The following is a 24,014-nucleotide window of genomic DNA, read 5'->3' as shown; positions in this document are numbered from 1 at the left end:
AAAACAATTGCCGCGGCGCACCCGCCCGCGGCATTTTTGCCGAGAGCAGCCTCTATGGTTCCCCATCTCACCACCGCTTTGACCGGCCCTCTGCTGGAGCTGGAAAAAACCTTTCTGGACAAAGCCACCGATATCGAGCAGTGGCTGCGTGTGCAGTGGCAAGAGCACCGGCCGCCCTTTTACGGCTCCACCGATCTGCGCAATTCCGGCTTCAAGCTCGCGCCGGTGGATCTCAACCTCTTTCCGGGCGGTTTCAACAACCTCAACGACGCCTTCATGCCACTGTGCATACAGGCCGCTCAGTCGGCCATCGAGCGCATCTGCCCGGATGCGCGCAGCCTCTTGCTGATCCCCGAAAACCACACCCGTAACCAGTTCTACCTGCAAAACGTCGCCAAGCTGGTGTCCATTCTGCGTCTGACCGGGCTCAATGTGCGTATCGGCTCACTGTTGCCGGACATCACCGAGCCCACGGTGCTGGAACTGGCCAACGGCGCCACCCTCACCCTGGAGCCTTTGCAGCGCCGGGGCGGGCGGCTAGGCCTGGACGGTTTCGACCCCTGCGCGGTATTGCTCAACAACGACCTGTCTGGCGGTGTGCCGGCCATATTGCAGGGGCTGGAAGACCAATGGCTGATCCCGCCGCTGCACGCTGGCTGGCATACACGCCGCAAGTCCCGCCATGCGGCCTGCTATGACCGCGTGGCGCGCGAGTTCGCCACCGCCATCGGCATCGACCCCTGGCGTATCAACCCCGAGTTCGGCGTGTGCGGCCAGATCAACTTCCAGGAGCGCACCGGCGAGGAATGCCTGGCTGCGCAGGTGGATGCGCTGCTTGCCCGCATCCGCGACAAATACAAGGAATACGGCGTCACAGACGAACCCTTCGTAGTGGTCAAGGCCGATGCCGGCACCTACGGCATGGGGGTGATGACGGTCAAGGACGCCTCCGAGGTGGTTGGTCTCAACCGCCGCCAGCGCAACAAAATGGCGGTGGTCAAGGAAGGACTGGAGGTGCACGAGGTGATCATCCAGGAAGGCGTGCACACCTTCGAGACCGTGGAAGGCGCGGTGGCCGAGCCGGTGGTCTATATGATGGACCACTACGTGGTGGGCGGCTTCTACCGTGTGCACACCGAGCGCGGGCGCGACGAGAACCTTAACGCCCCGGGCATGCACTTCAAGCCGCTGGCCTTCGAGACCTGCTGCACGCTGCCGGATAGCGCGCAAGGTCCGGACGCGCCGCCCAACCGCTTCTACGCCTATGGGGTGGTGGCGCGCCTGGCGCTGCTGGCGGCTGCGGTGGAGATCGAGGAGACCGCGCCAGCGGCCGATATCGTCGAACTGGCGGCGCTGGGTTGAGGCCATGAATAAGCGTTTGCGCCTGGCTTTCATCGTCGACCCGCTCGCCGCGCTCAAAGCTTACAAGGATTCCAGCATCGCCATGATGCGCGCGGCCGCCGCCCGCGGCCACGAGATCTGGACCATCCAGCGCGAGGCCCTGGCCTGGCGCGATGCGCAGGTGTATGCGCGTGCCTTGCGCATCGTTCCGCAGGCCGGCGAGCAGCACTGGTACCAGGCCGGCGACTGGGCGAGCGTCGCCCTGCACGAGTTCGACGCGGTGGTGATGCGGCAGGACCCGCCCTTCGATTTCGAGTACGTCGCCGCCACCTGGCTGTTGGAGCGTGCAGTCGCGCAAGGTGTGCGGGTGTTCAACGCACCGCGGGCGATCCGCGATCACTCCGAGAAGCTGGCGATCACCGAGTTTGCGCAATTTACCCCGACCACTCTGGTGGCGCGCGATGCGGCCGAGATCCATGCGTTCATCGACGAACTGGACGATGTGGTTTTGAAGCCGCTCGACGGCATGGGCGGCAGCCAGATCTTCCGGGTGCGCGCCGACGACCCCAACCGCAACGTGATCGTCGAGACGCTGACCCACGAGGGCGCACGCACCATCATGGCCCAGCGCTACCTGCCGGCCATCCGCGAAGGCGACAAGCGGGTGCTGATCATCGGCGGCGAGGTGGTGCCCTATGCCCTGGCGCGCATCCCCAAGACCGGCGAGACGCGCGGCAACCTGGCCGCCGGCGGGCGCGGGGTGGCGATGCCGCTCACCGAGCGCGAACGCGAGATCGCCGGCACGCTCGCCCCGCTGCTATGGGCGCGCGGGCTGATGGTGGTGGGCCTGGATGTGATCGGCGGCCACCTCACCGAGGTCAACGTCACCAGCCCCACCTGCTTCGTGGAAATCACCGCGCAGACCGGCTTCGATGTGCCGGCGCTGTTCGTCGATAAGCTGGAAGAGGCCTGCCGGTGAGGATGAAACCGGGGACAGACCCCATTTTCGTTTTCCGAAAATGGGGTCTGTCCCCATTTCTGCTGCTACTCGTCTGCGCGCTGGCGCTGGGCGGCTGCGCGCGCAATGAAGTGCATCGGCAGGAAGCCTATGTGTTCGGCACCCGGGTGGATGTGTCGGTGTATGGCAACGATCCGGCGGCAGCGCGCCGCGCCATGGATGCGGTGCTGCGCGAGTTCGACCGCCTGCACGCCGCCTACCACGCCTGGCAGCCATCCGAGCTCACCCGTCTGAACGAGGCCCTGGCCCGCGGCGAGAGTATGGAAGTGTCCGAGGAGCTTGCCGCTATGCTGCGCGATGCGCAGGCGATGGCGGCCACCGGCGACGAACTCTTCGACCCGGCGCTGGGCCGCCTGATCGCGCTGTGGGGCTTTCACAAGGACGAGTTCGCTCCGGTGGTGCCCGACCCTGCCGAGCTGCAGGCGGTAATCGACGCGGCGCCGCGCATGGCCGATCTGGTCATCGACGGGCGCACCGTGTCCTCGCGCAACCGTATGGTGCAGATCGATCTGGGCGGCTACGCCAAGGGCTATGCGCTCGACCGCGCCGCGGCCATCTTGCGCCAGATGGGCATTGCCAATGCGCTGGTCAATATCGGCGGCAACATCATCGCCCTGGGCAGCAAGGGCGAACAGCCCTGGCGCATCGGTATCCAGCACCCGCGCGAGCCGCGCCCGCTTGCCACCTTGCCGCTCTACGATGGCGAGGCGGTCGGCACTTCGGGCGATTACCAGCGTTACTTCGAGCTAGACGGCCGGCGTTACTGCCATCTGATCGATCCGCGCAGCGGATATCCGGCGCAGGGCACCCAGGCGCTCACCATCCTGGTGACTCCGCGCCCACACGCCGGCGTGCTCTCCGATGGTCCCAGCAAACCGGCTTTCATTGCCGGCGAGCGCTGGCGCGAATACACCCGCCGTTTTGGTATCGACCACGCCCTGCGGGTGGCCGCCGATGGCCGGGTGGAAGTCACCCGCGCCCTGCGTGCCCGCCTGCAATGGGTGCCGGGCAGCCAGGCCGACGCGGTGGTTGACTGACACGCGGCTGACCATGCCCCCAAAGAGCCAGCTCGACCGTACCGCTGTCGGCCTGATGGTGTTGTTTTGCACCATCTGGGGTGTGCAACAGGTGGCGATCAAATTCGGCAGCGCCGGCATTTCGCCGCTGTGGCAGGCCGCGCTGCGCTCGATCGGTGCCACCGTGCTGGTGTTCGCCTGGGCCCGCCTGCGCCGGGTGCGCCTGTTCGAGACCGATGGCACGCTGGGTGCGGGCCTGCTCGCCGGATTGTTGTTTGCCGGGGAGTTTGCGCTGATCTTTGTGGGCCTGGAATACACCACCGCCTCGCGCGGGGTGATTTTTCTCTATACCGCGCCCTTTTTCGTCGCCCTCGGCGCGGTCTGGCTGTTGCCGCACGAGCACATGCGGCCCGCCCAGTGGGCCGGCATGGCGCTGGCCTTTGCCGGGGTGCTGGTGCTGTTTGGGGAAAACCTCGTCGGCCTGGCGGGCGATGCGTGGATCGGCGATCTGCTGATCTTTCTGGCGGCAATGTTCTGGGCGGCGACCACGCTCACGGTCAAGGCCACGGTGTTGGCGCGCGCCAGCGCCGAGAAAATGCTGATCTACCAGTTGGCGGTGTCCGCGCTGGTGTTGCCGGCGTTGGCAGTGGCGCGCGGCGAGTCCGGCATCTTTGCACCCTCGGCCATGGTGTGGGCCAGCCTCGCCTTCCAGGTGCTCATCGTCGCCACTGCCAGCTATCTGGGCTGGTTCTGGCTGATCCGTCACTACCCGGCCACCCGGCTGAGCGCATTTTCCTTTCTTACCCCGGTGCTCGGCGTGCTGGCCGGCGGCCTCTTGCTGGCCGAGCCGCTGACTCCGGCGGTTTGGGCCGCGCTCGGGCTGGTCGGCCTAGGCATCTGGATAGCCAACCGGCCGGGCTCTGCCGGCCGCTGAAGGGCTGTGTTGCGGCGTGTCGGCGCGGTCGGACGCGCGGCTACCGGGCCGCGGCGCATTCCACTATCCATTGGGCGAAGCGTTCGACCTCCGGACGCATCGGCCGCGGCGCCGGTACCAGCCAAAAGCCGCGGCCGGGCACGGCCACTTGTCGCGCGCCGACCGGCATCAGCCGGCCGTCTTCGATCAGCGGCTGGACCAGCACCGCCCGGCCGATGGCCAGTCCATGCCCGGTCGCGGCCGCGTGGATCAGTTGGTCGTAATGCGAAAAACCAATGCGCGCACGCGGCCGCACGCCCTCCAGGCCGATGGCTGCCAGCCAATGCTCCCAACCTAGCCACGGGTATCCGGGCTCATCGTAGTCCAGCAGGGTGAGCTGCGGCAGGGTTTCGGCGGTCAGCGTCAGCCCGGCGGCAATGGAAGGGTGGCCCACCGGCAGCACCGTCTCGCCAAACAGCCTGATCGCCTGCGGCGGTGCGTCATGGTCGGCGCAGTAACGCAGCGCCAGGTCGATGTCCTCGCGGGCCAGATCCACGATGCGGTTGCCCGCGGCAATGCGCACTTCGGTGGCTGGATGACGTTGCTGGAATTCACGCAGGCGGGGCACCAGCCATAGCGCAGAGATGCCGATCGATGCGGTCACCGTGACCGGGCGCTCGCCGGGCTGGCGCAGCGCATGCGCCAAGCGTCCATACTCGGCCAGCCAGCCTTCGGCAGCGGCCGCCAGACGTGCGCCCGCGGCGGTCAGTTGCAGGCTGCGCACCCCACGCACGAACAGCGCCACGCCCAGCGCATTTTCCAGCGTCTGTATCTGGCGGCTGATGGCCGACTGGGTTAGACACAGCTCTGCGGCCGCGCGGGTGAAGGATAGATGGCGCGCGGCGGCGACGAAGCCGCGCAACGGATCGAGCGGGGGGAGCTGACGCAGCGTGCTATCCATGCATTAAACGCATCCATTGAATGAAAAAAGACCGTTTGTTGGCAGCGTAGTGGATGACGATACTGCATGCAAGGGCAATCGGTCCGGGCCGCTTTCCGGCCACGGCGGCGCCCCTGTTCGACAGAGGAGGTCTGACCATGGACACCCACGCTGAGATCACCACTTGGCAGATCGCGCCCCATGCACCGCGACTGATTAGCGATGCGGCTGGAACCGAAGTGATTTGTCTTCGTGGCTGCGTATGGATTACCCAGTACGGCGATGAGCGTGACATCGTACTCAAAGCCGGGCAGTCTTTCGTACTCGAGCTGCCTACCGCAGTCGTGATGGGGAGCCGCCATGGCGCGGTGTTGACCTTGCGCAGCGCGAGCCCGACGCCACGCCGCGGCCTGCTGACACGGTTGGCCGGCTGGCTGGACCCGCGCACCGGCAGCGCGGTCACGCGGGCGCTGGCCGGGCGCCTCGTCAGGCTGCCGTCGCCTGCTGCAATGTGCAATACCCGCCAACGCCCATACGGGGTTGGCAGCGCGGCGCGCGATTCCGGATAACGCCTGCCGGCGTGGGTGGTAGGCTCCGCCGTGGAGCAGCGCAACACCAGGAGAACGACCATGTCTGGACACACAACGCAGCGCAGCGGTGCGCGGCTGGAATTCTGGTACGAGTTTGCCAGCACCTATTCCTATCTTGCGGTCATGCGTATCGAAGCGGCTGCCGCGGCGGCCGGGGTGGAAGTGCGCTGGCGGCCCTTCCTGCTCGGGCCGGTGTTCATGGCCCTGGGCTGGAACGATTCGCCGTTCAACATTTATCCGCCCAAAGGGCGCTATATGTGGCGCGATCTGGCTCGGCTGGCGGATAAATACGGCTTGCCGTTCCGCTTGCCCAGCCAGTTTCCGCGCAACGGTCTGTTGGCCGCGCGGGTGGCGCTGGTGGGGGTGGATGGGGGCTGGGTGGCACCGTTTTCCCGTGCGGTAATGCAGGCCAACTTTGCCGAGGACCGCGACATCGGCGACCGTCGGGTGATCGCCGATCTGCTCGGCGCGCTCGGCTTGCCGGTCGATGACATTCTGGTGCAGGCTGAGACGCCACAAAACAAACAGGCGTTGCGGGTGCAAACCGAGCGCGCGGCGGAGATCGGCCTGTTTGGCGCGCCGAGTTTTCGGGTGGGTGAGGAATTGTTCTGGGGCAACGACCGGCTCGAAGATGCGCTGGCCTGGGCGCTTGCACATCCGCCGAGCGCAGACTCTGCCTGAGCGGCGCCGGTACCTGGCGGGCGCTCACTGCTTTGGGGCTTCGTGTCGGCGGATCTTTTCTTCGTACCGGGCGCGATCGCGGGCGGCCTTTTCAGCGCGTTTCGCTGCCGCGGCTTCGGCCTCGGCGCGTTGCGCAGCGCGCTCCGCATCCTTTTGCGCGCGTGCTGCGTCGGCCTCGGCTTGTCGCTGGGCGCCCTCGGCAGCGCGTTGTTGGCGCACGGTCTGAGCCGCCGGGTCAATCAGGGCTGGCTGCGGCGCGCTGGTGGGGGCGGCCGGCTCGATGGCCGCAGCGCCCGCTTGCGTACCCCGTTCGGCGACGCGCTGTTGGCGTTCGGCCAACTTCAGGCGGCGGGCTTCGGCTTGCAGCGCGCGGGCGCGGCGAACCGCCTCCAGGCGGGCCTCTTTGGCTTGGTCCAGGCAGCGATTGACCTGAAAGCGCTCGTAGCACTGCGCCTGATCGGCGGCAAAGCGGGCGTCCGCGGCCTGTAGGATCGCCTTGGCCTCGTCATTCAGGCGCTCGGCCGCGGACTCAGCCCGCGCGGGCGCGCCGGCGGCAAGCAGGCAAGTGAGGGCGAAGGCCGCTGAGAGCGGATAAGGGTTTTGCATCGGCTGGATGCGTTCCAAGCTTGCAGGGATGGATGCGTAGAATAACGCCTTTGCACATTGAAGCGCTGACGTGATCCAGTTTCGAAATTTGTCGCTCGCGCGTGGCGCGAAGCTTTTGGTGGAAAACGCCTCTTTGCAGATCCACCCCGGCTGGCGGGTCGGTTTGACCGGAGCCAATGGCAGCGGCAAGTCCAGCCTGTTTGCTTTGCTGCGCGGCCAATTGCACCCGGAGCGCGGCGAGCTGGAGATGCCGGCCGCCTGGGTGATCGCCCATGTAGCGCAGGAAACCCCCGCCCTGAGCCGCTCGGCACTGGACTATACGCTCGATGGCGACGCCGAGTTGCGTCGCATCGAGGACGAGCTCGCCCGCCTCGAGGCCCACCACGACTCCGCCAATGGCGCACGCATTGGCGAATTGCACGCCCGTCTGCAGGAAATCGGCGGCTACGCCGCGCGCGCCCGCGCGGCTGCCTTGCTCGATGGTCTGGGCTTTCTGCCCGCCGATCTGGCGCGCCCGGTGGCAGATTTTTCCGGCGGCTGGCGGATGCGGCTCAACCTCGCGCAGGCGCTGATGTGCCGCTCCGATTTGTTGCTGTTGGATGAACCCACCAACCACCTCGATCTCGACGCGGTGATCTGGCTGGAACAGTGGCTGCGCGATTACCGCGGCACCCTGCTGCTGATCTCCCACGACCGCGAGTTCCTCGACGCCTGTGTGAGCCACGTCGCCCATCTGGAACAGCGCCGCCTGACGCTGTATTCCGGTGCTTACTCGGATTTCGAGCGCCAGCGCGCCGAGCGCCTGGCCCAGCAGCAGCAGTTGTTTGCCAAGCAGCAGCGCGAGATTGCCCACATCGAGAACTACATCCGCCGCTTCCGCGCCAAAGCCACCAAGGCGCGCCAGGCGCAAAGCCGCATCAAGGCGCTGGAACGCATCGAGCGCGTCGCCGCGGCGCATGTCGATACCCCCTTCACCTTTCGTTTCCGTGACGCCCCGCCGGCGCCCGACCCATTGCTCGCCATCGAGGACGGCGCGGTGGGTTATGGCGACGAGCCTATTCTTTCCGGCCTCGGGCTCACCCTGCGCCCCGGCGAGCGTATCGGTCTGCTGGGGCGCAATGGCGCGGGCAAGTCCACACTGATCAAACTGCTTGCCGGCCAGCTCGCCCTGGCCGCCGGCCGGCGCTGCGAAGGCAAGGGACTGGCCATCGGCTACTTTGCCCAGCACCAGTTGGAAACCCTGCGCCCGGATGAATCGCCCCTGCAGCACATGATGCGCCTCGATCCGGCGGCGCGCGAACAGGACCTGCGCGACTACCTTGGTGGCTTCGATTTCCGCGGCGACGGTGTGGGCGGCACCGCCACCCCGGCCACCGCGCCCTGCGGCAGCTTTTCCGGCGGCGAGAAGTCGCGCCTGGCGCTGGCCCTGCTGATCTGGCGCCGGCCCAACCTGTTGCTGCTGGATGAACCGACCAACCACCTCGACCTGGAAATGCGCCATGCGCTGACGCTGGCGCTGCAGGACTACGAAGGCGGCATGGTGCTGGTCTCCCACGACCGCGCGCTGCTTTGCGCCACCTGCGACCGCTTCCTGCTGGTCGATGGCGGCCGGGTGCAGCCCTTCGATGGCGACCTGGACGATTATTGCGACTGGCTGGCGGAACGTCGCGCCCAGGCTGCGGCCGCAGCCCAATGCCCTGACCGCGCCGCCGACAAGGCCGCGCGGCGCGCCGAACGTGTCCAGGCCGCGGCCGACCGTCAGGCGCGGCTCGCTGCCCGCCGCCCGCTGGTCAAGGAAAGCGAACAACTCGAACGCAAGCTCGCCGCCTGGCAGGGCGAAAAACAACTGCTCGACGCCCGTCTGGCCGACCCGGCCTTCTACGCCAACCCGGACCCGGCCCAGTTGCAAACCCTGACTCGCCGACAAGCCGAGCTGGCCGCGCAGATCGAAGCGGCCGAACTGCGTTGGCTGGAACTGGCCGAGGCGCTGGACGCCTTGGCAGAGAGCGACGACTGAATCCGCATGGCCTACCGCGCCGGCCGGGGAGGAGCGCTGGCGTGGATGATAGAATGCGCGGCTGTTTCCGCCATTTCTGTTCGACAAAGGCCCTACTGTGCAGATCGTCTGTCTTGACCTCGAAGGCGTGCTCGTTCCTGAAATCTGGATCGAGTTTGCCGAGCGCACCGGCATTCCGGAACTGCGTCGCACCACCCGCGACGAACCCAACTACGATACGTTGATGAAATACCGCCTGGATCTGCTGGCGGCCAAGGGCCTGGGCCTGCCGGACATCCAAAAGGTGATTGCCGGCATGGGGCCGATGGCCGGCGCACGCGAGTTCTTGGACAGCCTGCGCGAGCGCTACCAGGTGGTGATCTTGTCAGACACTTTCTACGAGTTCGCCCACCCGCTGATGCGTCAGCTTGGCTGGCCAACGCTGTTTTGCCACAGCCTGGAAGCCAATGCCGAGGGCATTCTGGTGAATTACCGCTTGCGCATGCCCGATCAGAAGCGCGAAGCGGTACGCCGCTTCAAGGAGCTGAACTTCAAGGTGGTGGCTGCCGGCGACTCTTACAACGACACCGCGATGCTGGGCGAAGCGCATGGCGGCATCCTGTTCCGTCCGCCGGAAAATGTGGTGCGCGAGTTCCCGCAGTATCCGGTGGTGCGCGATTACGCCGTGCTGCGCGCCGCCATCGACCAAGCCTTTGCCCGCATCGGTTGAGCTGCGCCATGCATCGCACCCGCTACTACACCTTGTCGGCCTCCTGCCCGGACCGCGTCGGCATCGTCGCCCGGGTCTCGGGTTTCATTGCCGAGCACCAAGGCTGGATTCTGGAAACCGCGCTGCATGCCGAACCGCCGCGTGACGGCGAGGCGGTCGGGCGCTACTTCATGCGCATCGAAATCCGCGCCGATTCATTGCCTTTCCATCTGGCCGAATTCCGCGAGCGCTTCCGCCCGCTGGCCCAAGCGTTGCAGATGGACTGGAAGATCACCGACTCGGCGGTCAAAAAGCGCGTGGTCATCCTGGTCAGCCGCCAAGAGCATTGCCTGTATGACTTGCTTGCGCGCTGGCAATCCAAGGAGCTCGATGTCGAAATTCCCTGCGTGATTTCCAACCACGACGATTTCCGTGGGTTCGTCGAGTGGCACGGCATCGCCTTTCACCATGTACCGGTCACCGCCGACAACAAGGCCGCGGCCTACGCCGAAGTGCAGCGCATTTTCGAGGAAGTGCGCGGCGACACCATGGTGTTGGCGCGCTACATGCAGATTCTTTCGCCCGAACTGTGTGCGGCGTATCCGGGGCGCATCATCAACATCCATCACAGCTTTTTGCCCAGTTTCGTCGGCGCCAAGCCCTATCACCAGGCTTGGGCCAAGGGTGTGAAGCTGATCGGCGCAACTTGCCATTACGTGACCGCCGAACTCGACCAGGGGCCAATCATCGAGCAGGATGTCATCCGCATCGACCATTCCGATTCGGTCGAAGACATGGTGCGCTACGGCAAGGACATCGAAAAAACCGTGCTCGCCCGCGGCCTGCGTTACCACCTGGAAGACCGGGTGCTATTGCACGGCAACAAGACCATCGTGTTCCGCTAGTGCTTTGGCCTGCCTCGGCCGGATGCGCTGCCGCGCGACCGTCGGTCATGGCGCGTTATCTTGCCGGATGACCACAAAAAACGGGCGCCCCCGCGAAGGGGGCGCCCGTTCCACTTCAGGCGGGGAGGAGAGGCCCGCTCAGTGGTGGTAGGCGGTTTCGCCGTGGGCGGTAATGTCCAGACCCTCGCGTTCCTCTTCTTCCGGCACACGCAGGCCGATGAACAGATCCGCGATCTTGTAGCCGATGAAGGCCACCACGGCGGACCAGACGATGGTCACGATCACGCTCCAGGTCTGGATCCACACTTGGCTGGCGATGGAGAAATCCTCGCCGCCGGTGCCGCCGAACATCGGCGCGGTAAACACCCCGGTAAGGATGGCGCCGAGGATGCCGCCTACGCCATGCACGCCGAACACGTCCAGCGAGTCGTCCGCGCCCAGCATGCGCTTGAGGCCGTTGACCCCCCACAGGCAGATGAAGCCGGCGAGCAGGCCGAGGATCAGCGCGCCCATCGGGCCCACCGAGCCGCAGGCCGGGGTGATGGCCACCAGGCCGGCCACCGCGCCCGAGGCCGCACCCAGCATCGAAGGCTTGCCCTTGAACATCGCCTCGCCCAGCGACCAGCTCAGCACCGCGGCGGCAGTGGCCACCAGGGTGTTGATGAAGGCCAGCGCGGCGCCGGAGGTGGCTTCCAGGTTGGAGCCGGCGTTGAAGCCGAACCAACCCACCCACAGCATGGAAGCCCCCACCATGGTCAAGGTCAGCGAATGCGGCGCCATGGACTCACGCCCAAAGCCGATGCGCTTGCCTACCATGTAGGCGCCCACCAGGCCCGCCACGCCGGCGTTGATGTGCACCACGGTGCCGCCGGCAAAGTCCAGCGCGCCGTCTTCGAGCAGGTAGCCGCCCGGACCCCACACCATGTGCGCGATCGGCAGATAGCAGAAGGTGAACCAGATCGCCGAGAACAGCAGCACCGCGGAAAACTTCATGCGCTCGGCAAACGAGCCCACGATCAGCGCGCAGGTCAGGCCGGCGAAGGTGGCCTGGAAGGCGACGAAGACGAATTCCGGCAGCTTCACGTTGTCGGTGAAAGTGTCGGCCAGCGAATCGATGGTGACCCCGGACAGGAAGATCTTGTCCAGCGAACCGATGAACGGACTCGATTCGGTGAAGGCCAGGCTGTAGCCGTAGATCACCCACAGCACGGCGACCATCGAGAACACCACCATGACCTGCATCAGCACCGACAGCATGTTCTTGGCGCGCACCATGCCGCCATAGAACAGCGCCAGGCCGGGCAGGGCCATGAACAGCACCAGCAAGGTGGCGGTCATCAGCCAGGCCACGTCGCCTTTGTCGACCACCACCGGGGCCGCTTCGGCGGCGGCTGCGACCGCTTCGGCGACAACCGGGGCGTCCTGCGCGGCAGCGCCGCCCGCGAAACCGACGACCAGGGCCGTCAGCAGGCTTGCGAACAGTCTTTTCATGATTGTCTGCTCCCTGTAATGACTCACAGCGCGTCCGTGCCGGTTTCGCCGGTGCGGATGCGGATGGCTTGTTCCAGATCGAAAACGAAGATTTTTCCGTCGCCGATCTTTCCGGTAGAGGCCGCTTTTTCGATCGCTTCGATGGCCTGGTCGAGGATGTCGGCGCGGATGGCCGCTTCGATCTTGACCTTGGGCAGGAAGTCGACCACGTACTCGGCGCCGCGGTAGAGCTCGGTATGACCCTTTTGGCGGCCGAAGCCCTTGACCTCGGTGACGGTGATCCCTTGTACGCCGATGGCCGAGAGCGCCTCACGCACTTCGTCGAGCTTGAAAGGCTTGATGATCGCAGTAATGAATTTCATGGCTGTCTCCAGTCGCCCGGCCGGGGCGGCCGGCGCCCCGGGCGCGGGCAAAGGCGTTAGAGGCTTAGAACGCGCGGCTCACCGACAAAATGACGCGGCCGTCGGCCAGGTCGTCATCGACATCGGTATCGACATAATGCAAGCCAAAATCGAAGCCGCCGGCCGAATACGTGGCGCCGACTTTCCAGTCTTTGTAGTCGTCGTTGCCGCTGCCTTCGATACGCTGATAGCCATAGTGCGCCTCTAGCGTCAGGCCGTCGGTCACCTCATAGGCGGCGGAAAGATCGTAGTACTGGCTGTTCTTGGAGTCTTCAAAGCCGAACAGATCGGTAAAGGAATGCGAATACTTGAACGACAGAAACTCCCAGGACAGGCCCACATAGCCTTCCAGCGTGTCCGGGTCGTTGAAGCCCTTGGGATAGCTGCCCGGGTAGTAGTACTGCAACAGGCCGATATCCACGCCGATCGGGCCCAGTTCCATGGTGTAGCCCGCATAGATGTCCAGTTCCAGACTGTTGCTCACGTCCGGGTCGGCATCCGACAGCCAGGACACGTTCGAACCCCATACGCCGACGTAAAAGCCGCTGTCGTGGGCGAAGTCGAAACCGCCTTGCAGCGCCGGACGCTCATTGGTCTGGCTCCAGCCGCGATAGGCATAGTCGGAGACGATGCTCACGTTGGCCGAAAACGGGCTGTCTTCGGCAAAAGCGCTGCCGGCGCCGAGCAGGGCCGCAGTCAGGGCAGAAGCGATGATGCGATGGTGCATGGTTTTCTCCTTGGGAAGGCAGTTTTTCGCAATGCAGCATATGCACACGCCGTGCCAGTTTCCCGCCCCGGGCAGAAAACGCTGGATTAACAAATAGATGAGGACATATTGCGGATCCATACAGGCTTGTTGCAGGCAGTCGAGTCTGCCCGGTTTGGGCGCGATGCACCGTTTTGGTGCAATGCACCTAAAAGGGGGCACCAAAAGGGCGGTTCGTGTGTTCCGGCCCCGGCCGGGGCTGATGGGCGTCGGGTCGCTGCCGCGCTCGCGCGCGGTGCGCTGTATGGCGCGTGCTAAACTTCTTGCGGTTTCCCCTCTTTGCCAGCGAAAACGGCCATGAGCACTCCCCGTATCCTCGACGACATCGGCGCCAAGCTCGCCGAAATCGCCGCTGCAAGCCCTGCACGCGACATCGAAAAAAATGTGCGTGCTCTGCTTGGCAGCGCCTTTGCCAAGCTCGATCTGGTCACCCGCGAAGAGTTCGAGGTGCAGCGTGAAATCCTGGCCCAGGCCACACGCCGTCTGGCCGAACTCGAAGCGCGGGTTGCCGCGCTCGAAGCCCGTCTCGAAGGCCGTAACGACCAAGGCTGATCGGTTTTGGCCGCCAAGGTCATGCCTTAGTCATTTATCGATGACTTTGGGTTAGACTTGCCCTCTTCTGCAAGAGGGAGCCCCGTGCATGTCTCTGGCCCTGGTCCACACGCGCGCTCTGGACGGTATGAGCGCGCCCCAGGTCATCGTCGAAGCGCATCTGGCCAACGGCCTGCCGGGTTTTTCGCTGGTCGGATTGCCTGACGCCGAGGTGCGCGAAGCGCGCGAACGGGTGCGTGCGGCCATTGCCACCTCGCAGTTCGAATACCCGCAGCGGCGCATCACGGTCAATCTTGCGCCTGCCGATCTGCCCAAAGAAGGCGGCCGCTTCGACCTGCCGATCGCGCTCGGCATTCTTGCCGCCTCTCGGCAGGTCGACGGTGCGGCCCTGGCCCATCATGAATTCATCGGCGAGTTGTCGCTGACCGGTGAGCTGCGCCCGGTGCGCGGTGCGTTGGCCGCCGCCCTGCAGGCGGGCGAAGCCGGACGGGCGTTGGTGGTGCCAGCCGCCAATGCCGCCGAGGCCGCGCTCGCCCGTCATGCCAAAGTGCTGCCGGCGGTCAGTCTGCTGGAGGTTTGTGCCCATCTGAACGGCCATCAGGCGCTGACGCCACAGCGCGCGGAGCTGGCGGTGTCTGGGCACGCTAGCGGGCCGGATCTGGCCGATGTCAAAGGACAGCACGAGGCCCGCCGGGCCTTGGAAGTGGCCGCCGCCGGACAGCATTCGTTGCTGATGTACGGCCCGCCTGGCACCGGCAAATCCATGCTGGCGCGCCGCCTGCCCGGACTGTTGCCGCTGCTCGACGAGCGCCAGGCGTTGGAATGCGCGGCGCTGCAGTCGCTCGACGGAGGCTTCGATCCGGCCTCGTGGCGGCAACGACCGATACGCTGTCCGCATCATTCGGCCTCGGTAGCCGCGCTGGTCGGCGGTGGCAGTCATCCACGCCCAGGCGAAATCTCATTGGCGCACAACGGCGTGCTGTTTCTGGATGAGCTGCCGGAATTCGACCGCCGTGCATTGGAGGCGCTACGCGAACCGCTGGAGACCGGTATCGTCACCATCTCACGCGCCCGCCGGCGGGTGGTGTTCCCGGCGCACTTCCAATTGGTGGCAGCCCTGAATCCATGCCCTTGCGGCTACGCCGGACACCCGGTGCGCCGCTGTACGTGCACCCCGGATCAGGTGGCACGCTACCGGGCGCGCTTGTCCGGCCCCTTGCTCGACCGCATCGACCTGCGGGTGGAGGTGCCGGTCATCGATGAGGAGGTGCTGATGGCGCGCCCGGCTGGCGAAGCCAGCGCCGTGGTGCGCGAGCGCGTCGCCCGTGCCCTGGCGCTGCAGCAAGCGCGTCAGGGCGTGCCCAACAGCCTACTCGACGAAGCCCAGATCGAGACCTATTGCCAGCCCGATGAGGCTGCTGCAGCGCTGCTGCGACAGGCGATTGTGCGACTGCGGCTGTCGGCCCGGGCGTATCACCGCATCCTGCGGGTGGCCCGCACCGTAGCCGATCTGGCCGGCGCCAGCCGCATTGCGGCCGCCCACGTGGCCGAGGCGATTCAGTACCGCCGAGGCTTTGAAAGCGCTTAAAACCCGCTGGCAGTCATGGCTGTGCCCGCGTGGAACCTGGTCTGAGCGCGTATCATTGTTATCTTTTGCCGCCCTTGCCGCGCGGGCTGGGTGCCGGCCGCAGTCCAGGTTTTCCTTCATGCCCACCGCTTCTCCTTGGCTGGCCGCGTTGCTCGCGGCGCTAGCCGCCATCGGTCCGTTTTCGATCGACACCTACTTGCCGGCCTTTCCGGCCATTGGCGCGGCCTTGGACGCCAGCGCGCTGCAAGTGCAGCAAACCCTGACTGCCTACATGGCGACCTTCGCGTTCATGTCGTTGTGGCACGGGGCGCTGTCCGACTGCTACGGGCGGCGCGCTGTGATCATCGTGTCGATGAGCTTGTTTGCCGCGGCTTCGCTGGTGTGTGCGCTGGCACAGTCCATCGAATGGCTGTGGATCGGCCGTGCCCTGCAAGGCATGAGCGCCGGGGCGGGCATGGTGGTCGGGCGCGCGGTGATCCGCGACGTCTACGACGGCGCGCAGGCGCAGCGCTCGATGTCGCGGGTGATGCTCATTTTCGGCGTTGCCCCGGCCGTGGCACCGCTGGTCGGCGGTGCGCTGCTGGCGCTGGCCGGGTGGCGGTCGGTGTTTGTCTTTTTGACACTGTTTGGCCTGTCGTTGGCCTGGATGACCTGGCGTTTCCTGCCCGAAACGCTGCCCCGGCATGCCCGCCAACCGCTTTCGCCCTTACGGCTGGCGCGCGCTTATTGGGCGGTGTTTTCCAGCCTGGCTTTCATCCTGCTGGCGTTGGCCGTGGCGCTCAATTTCAATGGATTTTTCGTCTACGTGTTGTCGGCGCCGGTGTTCATCGTGCAGCACCTTGGTCTTGGGCCACTGGATTTTGGTTGGTTGTTCGTGCCCGCGGTGGTGGGCATGATGGGCGGCTCCTGGGCTTCCGGCCGGCTGGCCGGTCGCTGGTCGGCGCCGCGCACCATCGCGGCCGGTTTTGCGGTGATGCTGGCGGCGGGGCTGGGTAATGTGGTGCATGCCGCATGGCTGCCGCCTGCGTTGCCGGCCTCGGTGCTGCCGGTGATGATCTATAACTTCGGCATGTCGCTGGCCATGCCCAGCCTGACTTTGTTGGCGTTGGACCTCTTCCCGCAGCGTCGCGGCATGGCGGCAAGTTGCCAGAGCTTCGTGCAAGTGGGCGTCAATGCGCTCAGTGCAGGCTTGGTGGTGCCGCTGTTGTGGGCGAGCCCGCTCACCCTTGCGCTGGGGATGAGTGTCTATGTCGCGCTCGGCTTGTTGGCTTTTGTGCTGTGGAGCCGGCGCGCTGCGCGCTTGGCCGGCGTGGGCGTCGACGCTGCGGGCAGGGGCAGGCCGTCGTGACTCCAACCGCGCAGGCGTCTTACGGTTCGCCCAAATAGGCGCGACGCACCGCGGGGTCGTCGCGCAACGCCGCGGCCGTGCCAGAGCGGGCGATCAGTCCGTTGGCCATCAGGTAGGTGCGCTGTGAGAGCTCCAGTGCCAGGCCGGCGTTTTGTTCCACCAGCAAGATGCTGACGCCGCTACGCGCGATCGTTTCGATCAGCTCGAACAAGGCGTCGACCAAGCGCGGCGCCAGCCCCATCGAGGGTTCGTCGAGCAGCAGCACACGGGGGCGGGCGAGCAGGGCGCGGCCGATGGCCAGCATCTGTTGCTCGCCACCCGACAAGGTGCCGGCGGGCTGGCGCAAGCGCTCGCGGATGCGTGGCAACCAGTCCAGCACGCGTTCCAGGTCTGCGGCCACGGCCTGGGCATCGTTGCGGGTGTAGGCGCCCAATCGCAGGTTTTCGGCCACCGTCAGGCGGGCGAACAAGCCGCGACCTTCGGGCACCAATACCAGCCCGTGGCGCACACGTCGGTGGGCGGGCCAGTGTTGGATGGCTTGACCGGCGTAGCGGATTTCGCCGCCGGCCACCGGCAGCACGCCAGCAATTGCAGCCAGCGTGGTGCTTTTGCCGGCGCCGTTGGCGCCAATCAGGCTGACCACCTCGCCCTCGTTGAGCGCCAGATCGATGCCATGCACCGCGCGCTGGCGGCCGTGGTCGATGTGCACCCCGGACAGGGTGAGCAAAAACAATGGCTGTTCAGCGTGCATGGCGAGCGCGCCCCAGGTAGGCTTCGATCACCGCAGGGTCGTTTTGCACGGCCGCGGGGGGACCGTCGGCGATCTTGCGCCCGGCCTCCAGCACCGCCACGCGGTCGCAAAGCGTCATCACCAGCGTCAGGTCGTGCTCGATCAGCAGCACCGTGATGCCGCGGTCGCGGATGCGCGCGATCAGTGCGGCCAAGGCCGCGGTCTCGCGCGCGTTCATACCCGCAGCCGGCTCGTCCAAGGCGAGCAGCAGCGGTTCGGCCGCCAGCGCGCGGGCAATCTCCAGGCGCCGCCGGTCACCATAACTCAGGGCGTCGGCGCGGGTGTCGGCCTGTGCGCCCAGGCCGACCTCATCGAGCAGTGCGCGCGCGCGCGCGGCGGCGGCAGCCTCTTCCTGCCGGGTTCGTCGGCTGCGCAGCAAGGCGTCCCAGATACCGGCGCGCAGCCGGTGGTGCGCGCCGACCAGCACGTTGTCCAGCGCGCTGAGCTCGTCGAACAGGCGGATGTTTTGGAAACTGCGCGCAATGCCGCGCGCACAGGTCAAATGCGGTTGGCCGTGCGGCAACACTCGTCGGTCGAAAACCATGCCGCCGGCGTCAGGCATGCAAAAGCCGGTAAGAATGTCGAAAAAGGTGGTTTTACCCGCGCCGTTCGGACCGATCAGCGCAAAAATCTCGCCGCGGTGGATATCCAGCGACACATCGTCCAAGGCGCAAATGCCACCGTAGCGCCGGCTCACCCCGCGCGCCTGCAGCAGCGGCACCGGCGGCGCCGGGTGTGGCAGGGGGGCGGTCGGCTTGGGCGGGGCGGCTGAATCGTTCAAGACCGGCGTTCTCCCGGGCGGACGGTTGCAAATGCATACCGGCGGGGTCTTGCAGTGCGCCGGGCTGGGTGCGATTCTAACAGTGGCCCCGGCGCGTCGATTCACTGGCCAAGCGTCGCACGGTCAGCGTGCGTCGCGGGCCGCGCCAGCGGGGCAAACCGCCGGCCGCCTGCGCAGATGCCATACGGGTGCAGATGGCCCACAGTCGAGGTTCCGAGCCGATGAACACCCCAACTTCGCTTCATGCGCGACATTTACTTTGCATGCTGACGATGCTGCTCAGTCTGACGCTGGGTGGATGCGCAGTCTTTACGCCGCCGCGCGCCTATACATCGGAAGCCGAGGTGCTGGCCGAGCGCGGTCAGCCCAGCGCGCGTTGGCCCAACCCGGACGGCAGCACGGTGCTGGAGTTTTCCACCCAGCCCTATGGCACCACTTGCCTGATGGTGGAGGTCGACGCCTCCGGCGCGGTGCGGCGGCAATGGAATGCGCTGGCCGAAGATAACCTTGCCCGGGTCAAACCGGGTATGACCCAGGACGAAGTTCGCCGCTTGCTTGGCCAATACCGCTCGGTACAGCGCTTTGCGCTCTCTGGCGAGGAGGTGTGGGACTGGAACATCCCCAAAGAGTCCATCGATTTGATCGCCACCAACTTCAATGTGCATTTTGTCGACGGCAAAGTGGTGCGTACCAGTCGCACCCATGAATATCCACGCGATGGCTGGGTGATGAGGCTGAGCCGCGGTGGCGGGTATTGGGTGGGCCCGTGGGGCCCGTATTGGCATCCGCGCTGGGGCTATCTCTATCCTCATCCGTTCTGGGGTTGGGGCTGGTAAGGCGCCCCGGGGCCGGTTGGTAGCAAGCGCGCCACGTGAAGCCCGGTTGCCTCGACACCCGGTGTTTTCCTCCGTAGAATCGCGGCCTTGCCGAGGAGCGCTGCGACCCGACCGACGGGCCAGGCTCGGCAACCGAACAACGGCGCTCGCAAACCAACCACGGGTTTGCTGCGCCGTTTGCTTTTGCGGCGCCGCGCCGGGGAATAGACCCGAATCGATGAGGCCCCACGATGCAAGCCGACCGCAGCTTTGAACTTTGCCAGCAACTGGCCCGCCGCATCCTGATTCTGGATGGCGGCATGGGCACCATGATCCAGCAATACAAACTGGGCGAAGGCGATTACCGCGGCACGCGCTTTCTGGATCACCCCAAGGACCTCAAGGGTAACAACGATCTGTTGGTGCTCACCCGTCCGGATGTCATTGGCGCGATTCACCGCGCCTACCTTGAAGCCGGCGCGGACATCATCGAAACCTGCTCGTTCAACGCTACCCGGGTGTCGCAGGCCGAGTACGGTATGGCCGATCTCGCATACGAGCTCAATGTGGCCGCTGCCCGTCTGGTGCGCGAGCTATGCGACGAATTCACCGCCAAGAACCCGGCCAAGCCGCGCTATTGCGCCGGCGTGCTGGGGCCGACATCGCGCACACTGTCGATCAGCCCGGATGTCAACGACCCCGGCTACCGTAACATCGAATTCGACACGCTGGCTGACGATTACTACCATGCCGCGCGCGGACTGATCGAAGGCGGCGCGGATCTGCTGTTGATCGAAACCGTTTTCGACACCCTCAACGCCAAAGCGGCGGTGTTTGCCATCGAAAAACTGTTCGACGATCTGGGCTGCCGCCTGCCGGTGATGATTTCCGGCACCATCACCGACGCCTCCGGGCGCACGCTCTCCGGGCAGACCGCCGAAGCCTTCTGGAATGCGCTGGCGCACGCGCGCCCGCTTTCCTTTGGCTTGAACTGCGCGCTCGGTGCCAAGGAGCTGCGCCCCTATGTGGAAGAGCTCTCCACGGTGTGCGACACCTTTGTCTCCGCCCACCCCAACGCGGGACTGCCCAATCCGCTGGCGCCCACCGGCTACGACGAGACCCCGGAGCAGTTGGCCGCCGCGGTGGCCGAATGGGCGCGCGCCGGGTTGGTCAACATCCTCGGTGGCTGCTGCGGCACCACCCCGGCCCATATTGCCGCCATTGTCCGCGCAGTCGAAGGCATTGCCCCGCGCACGCTGCCGGTGATCGAAAAAAAGCTGCGCTTGTCCGGCCTGGAGCCTTTCAACGTTGGCAAAGATGCCTTGTTCGTCAACGTTGGCGAGCGCACCAATGTCACCGGCTCGCGCGCTTTTGCGCGCATGATTCTGGAAGGTCGTTTCGATGACGCGCTGGCCGTGGCCCGTCAGCAGGTGGATAACGGCGCCCAGATCATCGATATCAACATGGACGAGGCCATGCTGGACTCCAAGGCCGCCATGGAGCGCTTTCTCAAGCTCATCGCCGCCGAGCCGGACATTGCGCGTGTGCCGATCATGCTGGATTCGTCCAAGTGGGAGGTCATCGAAGCCGGCCTCAAATGCATCCAGGGCAAGGGCGTGGTGAATTCCATCTCGTTGAAGGAGGGCGAGCGCGAGTTTTTGCGTCAGGCGCGTTTGTGCCGGCGCTATGGCGCGGCGGTGATCGTCATGGCCTTCGACGAAAAAGGTCAGGCGGATACCTTCGCGCGCAAAATCGAAATCTGCCGGCGCGCCTATGACCTTTTACTTGGCATCGGTTTTCCGGCCGAAGACATCATCTTCGACCCCAATATTTTTGCCATTGCCACCGGCATCGAAGCGCACGACAACTACGCGGTCGATTTCATCGAAGCGGTGCGCTGGATTCATGCCAACCTGCCGCATGCCAAAACCTCCGGCGGGGTATCCAACGTATCGTTCAGCTTCCGCGGCAACGACACGGTGCGCGAAGCCATCCACACCGTGTTTTTGTATCACGCCATCCGCGCCGGCTTGAGCATGGGCATCGTCAATGCCGGCATGTTGGGGGTGTATGACGAACTCGACCCCACGCTACGCGCCAAGGTCGAGGACGTGGTGCTCAACCGCCACCCCGGCGCCGGTGAAGCGCTGGTGGAATTCGCCCAAAGCGTAAAAGAGGGCAAGACCCGAGACAGCGGCCCGGATCTCGCCTGGCGCGCGCTGCCGGTGGAAGAGCGCCTCAAGCACGCGCTGGTCAAAGGCATTACCGACTTCGTGGTGGAGGACACCGAGGAAGTACGGGCCAAGTTCGAAGCTGCTGGCAAGCCGCCGCTGTGCGTGATCGAAGGTCCGCTGATGGCGGGCATGAACGTGGTCGGCGATCTCTTTGGCGCCGGCAAGATGTTTCTGCCCCAGGTGGTGAAGTCCGCCCGCGTCATGAAGCAAGCCGTCGCCCACCTGATCCCTTTCATCGAAGCGGAAAAACTGCGCACCGGCTCCACCACCAAGGGCCGCATCGTCATCGCCACCGTGAAGGGCGACGTGCACGACATTGGCAAAAACATCGTCGGTGTGGTGCTGGGCTGCAACGGCTATGAGGTAATCGACCTGGGCGTGATGGTGCCGGCCGAAAAAATCCTTCATGCCGCGCGCGAACATGGCGCACAAGCCATCGGCCTGTCCGGCCTGATTACCCCCTCACTGGAGGAAATGAGCCATGTGGCGGCCGAAATGCAGCGCCAGGGCTTCGATGTCCCCCTGCTGATCGGTGGGGCCACCACCAGCCGGGCACATACCGCGATCAAAATCGCCCCGCATTACCAGCAGCCGGTGGTCTATGTGCCGGACGCTTCGCGCGCGGTGGGCGTGGTCACAGCTCTGCTGTCCGAGACCGGTGCAGCCGAGTTCAAGGCGCAGCTTGCTGCCGACTACGACAGAATCCGCGCCCAGCACGCCAACAAGAAGGGCGTGGCGCTGGTGAGCCTGGAAGCGGCGCGCGCCAACGCGTTCGATGCGCTCTCGCTGGAAGGCTATCTGCCGCCCGAGCCCAACACCACCGGCGTGATCGCGCTGGATGTGGCGCTCGATACGCTGCGCGACTACATCGACTGGGGGCCGTTTTTCCAAACCTGGGACCTGGCGGGCAGCTTTCCGGCAATTCTCGACGACCCGGTGGTCGGTGAGACCGCGCGCAACGTGTTCCGTGACGCCCAGGCCATGCTGGAGGCGCTGATCGCCGGCCAATGGGTGCAGGCCAAGGCGGTGTTCGGCCTGTTTGCCGCCAACAGTGTCGGCGACGACATCGAGCTCTACGGCGATGAGTCGCGCAGCCATCCAATCATGACTTGGTATGGCCTACGCCAGCAGCACCAACGCCCGCCGGGCAAACCCCACTGGTGCCTGGCCGATTTCATCGCCAGCAAGCAATCCGGCGTGCGTGATTGGATCGGCGCTTTTGCAGTGACTGCCGGACTGGGCATCGAGCACAAACTAGCCGAATTCGAGGCCGCCCACGACGACTACCACGCCATCATGCTCAAAAGCCTGGCCGACCGCTTGGCCGAAGCCTGCGCCGAGTGGCTGCACGAGCGTGTGCGCAAGGAATACTGGGGGTATGCTGCCGACGAGCAGCTCGACAATGCCGCGCTGATCAAAGAGCAATACCGCGGCATTCGCCCTGCCCCCGGCTACCCCGCCTGCCCGGACCACACGGTCAAAGCCGCGCTCTTTCAGTTGCTCGACGCCCCGACCCACGCCGGCATGGGGCTCACCGAAGCCATGGCCATGACCCCCGCGGCAAGTGTTGCCGGCTTTTACTTTGCCCATCCGCAAAGCCATTACTTTGCCATCGGCAAAATCGGCGAAGACCAATTGCAGGACTGGGCCAAGCGCACCGGCCTGAGCTTGGAGGCTGCGCGCAAATGGTTGGCGCCGTTGCTATGAGTCCAACATCCAGGTCGGTGCAATCGGCCCCTTGGCGCACATCGCCGCCGCGGCATTGAGCGTCACCAAACCTGCGCCGCCAGTATGGCGGTTCATCCCCACGGGCGTGGGGAACACGGCCGTGCCCGCATTGCGTGCGACGGCGCATGACGGTTCATCCCCACGGGCGTGGGGAACACCTGCCGGAGGTGATGACGCACCTACTCGATGCCGGTTCATCCCCACGGGCGTGGGGAACACATCACGCGTGGAGGGAGATTTTGCCGCAGCCTCGGTTCATCCCCACGGGCGTGGGGAACACTCCCGAATATCCACCACGGTGGAGGCCGAGCGCGGTTCATCCCCACGGGCGTGGGGAACACGGTAGATGATGCGCGTGCGCCAGGCGCGGCCCGCGGTTCATCCCCACGGGCGTGGGGAACACTTGGGGCTAGAGCGCCCGGCGCGTCCGATCGACGGTTCATCCCCACGGGCGTGGGGAACACGAGCTGCTGCTCTTGAGGGTCTTTGCTGAAGGCGGTTCATCCCCACGGGCGTGGGGAACACGCCCGCCGGAAGTTGTCGAACTGCGCCCACGCCGGTTCATCCCCACGGGCGTGGGGAACACGAGCTGATTGGTCTGAAACTCGGTCCAGAAGTCGGTTCATCCCCACGGGCGTGGGGAACACGCCAGTCATAGGTGACGGCAACGCGCGCGCGGCCGGTTCATCCCCACGGGCGTGGGGAACACGGCATCCGCTACCGCTGCAATGCGGGCCTGGGCGGTTCATCCCCATGGGCGTGGGGAACACGCTCGCGTTGGCCCCGGTCACAAGCCAATCCGCCG

21 protein-coding genes, 1 CRISPR repeat array and 1 riboswitch (1 of these 23 running past the window's edge) are annotated in these 24,014 nt (G+C 65.6%); of the genes, 14 read left to right on the top strand and 7 right to left on the bottom strand.

The features are described from left to right. Positions 1-54 precede the first annotated feature (54 nt). Genes gshA through DIE29_RS14315 form a run of 4 tightly spaced genes read left to right on the top strand, consistent with a single transcriptional unit; the run spans position 55 to position 4,309 of the window. Positions 55-1,362 carry a glutamate--cysteine ligase gene (gene gshA, locus DIE29_RS14330; protein ID WP_102042977.1) on the top strand — a complete coding sequence of 436 codons (1,308 nt, stop codon included), beginning with the start codon at positions 55-57 and terminating at the stop codon, positions 1,360-1,362. A 4-nt stretch (positions 1,363-1,366) separates the two neighbouring features. Further along, complete coding sequence (gene gshB / locus DIE29_RS14325) at positions 1,367-2,320, top strand: glutathione synthase (RefSeq protein WP_102042976.1); 954 nt, start codon at positions 1,367-1,369, stop codon at positions 2,318-2,320. A 2-nt stretch (positions 2,321-2,322) separates the two neighbouring features. Beyond that, a complete protein-coding gene (locus DIE29_RS14320; RefSeq protein WP_102042975.1) occupies positions 2,323-3,396 on the top strand; it encodes an FAD:protein FMN transferase in 1,074 nt (357 codons plus the stop codon). A 13-nt stretch (positions 3,397-3,409) separates the two neighbouring features. Beyond that, positions 3,410-4,309, top strand: a complete 900-nt coding sequence (locus DIE29_RS14315) for a DMT family transporter (protein ID WP_114650197.1) — start codon at positions 3,410-3,412, stop codon at positions 4,307-4,309. 40 nt (positions 4,310-4,349) lie between these two features. Here DIE29_RS14315 and DIE29_RS14310 read toward each other — a convergent pair whose 3' ends face one another. After that, positions 4,350-5,249, bottom strand: coding sequence for a LysR substrate-binding domain-containing protein (locus DIE29_RS14310; protein WP_108080900.1), 900 nt, complete (start codon positions 5,247-5,249; stop codon positions 4,350-4,352). Between the two features lie 137 nt (positions 5,250-5,386). On the opposite strand from DIE29_RS14310, the gene DIE29_RS14305 reads away from it, so the two are divergent. Both DIE29_RS14305 and DIE29_RS14300 read left to right on the top strand, forming a co-directional pair. After that, positions 5,387-5,797: a DUF2917 domain-containing protein gene (locus DIE29_RS14305; RefSeq protein WP_158640366.1), complete on the top strand. Its 411-nt coding sequence runs from the start codon at positions 5,387-5,389 to the stop codon at positions 5,795-5,797. Between the two features lie 60 nt (positions 5,798-5,857). Next, positions 5,858-6,499, top strand: coding sequence for a 2-hydroxychromene-2-carboxylate isomerase (locus DIE29_RS14300; RefSeq protein ID WP_102042971.1), 642 nt, complete (start codon positions 5,858-5,860; stop codon positions 6,497-6,499). A 24-nt stretch (positions 6,500-6,523) separates the two neighbouring features. On the opposite strand, the gene DIE29_RS14295 is transcribed toward DIE29_RS14300, so the two are convergent. Then, positions 6,524-7,105, bottom strand: coding sequence for a hypothetical protein (locus DIE29_RS14295; RefSeq protein ID WP_102042970.1), 582 nt, complete (start codon positions 7,103-7,105; stop codon positions 6,524-6,526). A gap of 70 nt (positions 7,106-7,175) precedes the next feature. Between DIE29_RS14295 and DIE29_RS14290 the strand changes: the two genes are divergently transcribed. The 3 genes from DIE29_RS14290 to purU all read left to right on the top strand — a co-directional run bounded on the left by DIE29_RS14290 (position 7,176) and on the right by purU (position 10,715). Next, positions 7,176-9,122 (top strand): ATP-binding cassette domain-containing protein, encoded by a 1,947-nt coding sequence (locus DIE29_RS14290; protein ID WP_102042969.1) that lies wholly within the window; start codon positions 7,176-7,178, stop codon positions 9,120-9,122. Between the two features lie 97 nt (positions 9,123-9,219). Next, positions 9,220-9,831 carry a bifunctional phosphoserine phosphatase/homoserine phosphotransferase ThrH gene (thrH, locus tag DIE29_RS14285; protein WP_114650196.1) on the top strand — a complete coding sequence of 204 codons (612 nt, stop codon included), beginning with the start codon at positions 9,220-9,222 and terminating at the stop codon, positions 9,829-9,831. A gap of 8 nt (positions 9,832-9,839) precedes the next feature. Continuing rightward, positions 9,840-10,715, top strand: coding sequence for a formyltetrahydrofolate deformylase (gene purU, locus DIE29_RS14280; RefSeq protein ID WP_102042967.1), 876 nt, complete (start codon positions 9,840-9,842; stop codon positions 10,713-10,715). Positions 10,716-10,853: 138 nt separating this feature from the next. On the opposite strand, the gene DIE29_RS14275 is transcribed toward purU, so the two are convergent. The 3 genes from DIE29_RS14275 to DIE29_RS14265 form a co-directional block, all read right to left on the bottom strand. Beyond that, positions 10,854-12,206 (bottom strand): ammonium transporter, encoded by a 1,353-nt coding sequence (locus DIE29_RS14275; protein ID WP_102042966.1) that lies wholly within the window; start codon positions 12,204-12,206, stop codon positions 10,854-10,856. Positions 12,207-12,229: 23 nt separating this feature from the next. Further along, positions 12,230-12,568: a P-II family nitrogen regulator gene (glnK, locus tag DIE29_RS14270; RefSeq protein ID WP_102042965.1), complete on the bottom strand. Its 339-nt coding sequence runs from the start codon at positions 12,566-12,568 to the stop codon at positions 12,230-12,232. Positions 12,569-12,632: 64 nt separating this feature from the next. Next, complete coding sequence (locus DIE29_RS14265; RefSeq protein WP_102042964.1) at positions 12,633-13,334, bottom strand: TorF family putative porin; 702 nt, start codon at positions 13,332-13,334, stop codon at positions 12,633-12,635. A gap of 336 nt (positions 13,335-13,670) precedes the next feature. On the opposite strand from DIE29_RS14265, the gene DIE29_RS14260 reads away from it, so the two are divergent. From DIE29_RS14260 to DIE29_RS14250, 3 genes are all read left to right on the top strand, one after another. Further along, on the top strand, positions 13,671-13,925 hold the full coding sequence (locus tag DIE29_RS14260) for an accessory factor UbiK family protein (RefSeq protein ID WP_102042963.1): 255 nt from the start codon (positions 13,671-13,673) through the stop codon (positions 13,923-13,925). Positions 13,926-14,013: 88 nt separating this feature from the next. Then, complete coding sequence (locus DIE29_RS14255; RefSeq protein WP_102042962.1) at positions 14,014-15,513, top strand: YifB family Mg chelatase-like AAA ATPase; 1,500 nt, start codon at positions 14,014-14,016, stop codon at positions 15,511-15,513. Positions 15,514-15,631: 118 nt separating this feature from the next. Further along, positions 15,632-16,861, top strand: a complete 1,230-nt coding sequence (locus tag DIE29_RS14250) for a multidrug effflux MFS transporter (RefSeq protein WP_114650195.1) — start codon at positions 15,632-15,634, stop codon at positions 16,859-16,861. A gap of 19 nt (positions 16,862-16,880) precedes the next feature. Here the strand turns inward: DIE29_RS14250 and DIE29_RS14245 are convergent, their stop codons facing one another. Then, positions 16,881-17,612, bottom strand: coding sequence for an ABC transporter ATP-binding protein (locus tag DIE29_RS14245; protein WP_102042960.1), 732 nt, complete (start codon positions 17,610-17,612; stop codon positions 16,881-16,883). Beyond that, positions 17,602-18,432, bottom strand: coding sequence for an ABC transporter ATP-binding protein (locus DIE29_RS14240; protein WP_237269471.1), 831 nt, complete (start codon positions 18,430-18,432; stop codon positions 17,602-17,604). Before DIE29_RS14240 ends, DIE29_RS14245 begins: the two co-directional genes overlap by 11 nt. Positions 18,433-18,695: 263 nt before the next feature. On the opposite strand from DIE29_RS14240, the gene DIE29_RS14235 reads away from it, so the two are divergent. Beyond that, entirely contained in the window at positions 18,696-19,268 is a 573-nt protein-coding gene (locus DIE29_RS14235) for an outer membrane protein assembly factor BamE (RefSeq protein ID WP_237269470.1), read from the top strand. 86 nt (positions 19,269-19,354) lie between these two features. Beyond that, positions 19,355-19,423: riboswitch (S-adenosyl-L-homocysteine riboswitch) on the top strand. A 75-nt stretch (positions 19,424-19,498) separates the two neighbouring features. Next, positions 19,499-23,188 carry a methionine synthase gene (gene metH, locus DIE29_RS14230; protein WP_114650194.1) on the top strand — a complete coding sequence of 1,230 codons (3,690 nt, stop codon included), beginning with the start codon at positions 19,499-19,501 and terminating at the stop codon, positions 23,186-23,188. 88 nt (positions 23,189-23,276) lie between these two features. Then, positions 23,277-24,014: a CRISPR direct-repeat array (repeat unit 29 nt; unit sequence CGGTTCATCCCCACGGGCGTGGGGAACAC); it runs 151 nt beyond the window's last position.

The sequence above is a fragment of the Pseudothauera hydrothermalis genome (assembly GCF_003345255.1).
In the GTDB taxonomy this organism is placed as follows: Bacteria; Pseudomonadota; Gammaproteobacteria; order Burkholderiales; family Rhodocyclaceae; genus Pseudothauera; species Pseudothauera hydrothermalis.
Note: the sequence above shows the minus strand (reverse complement) of the source record. Positions and strands in the feature narration are given on the sequence as shown.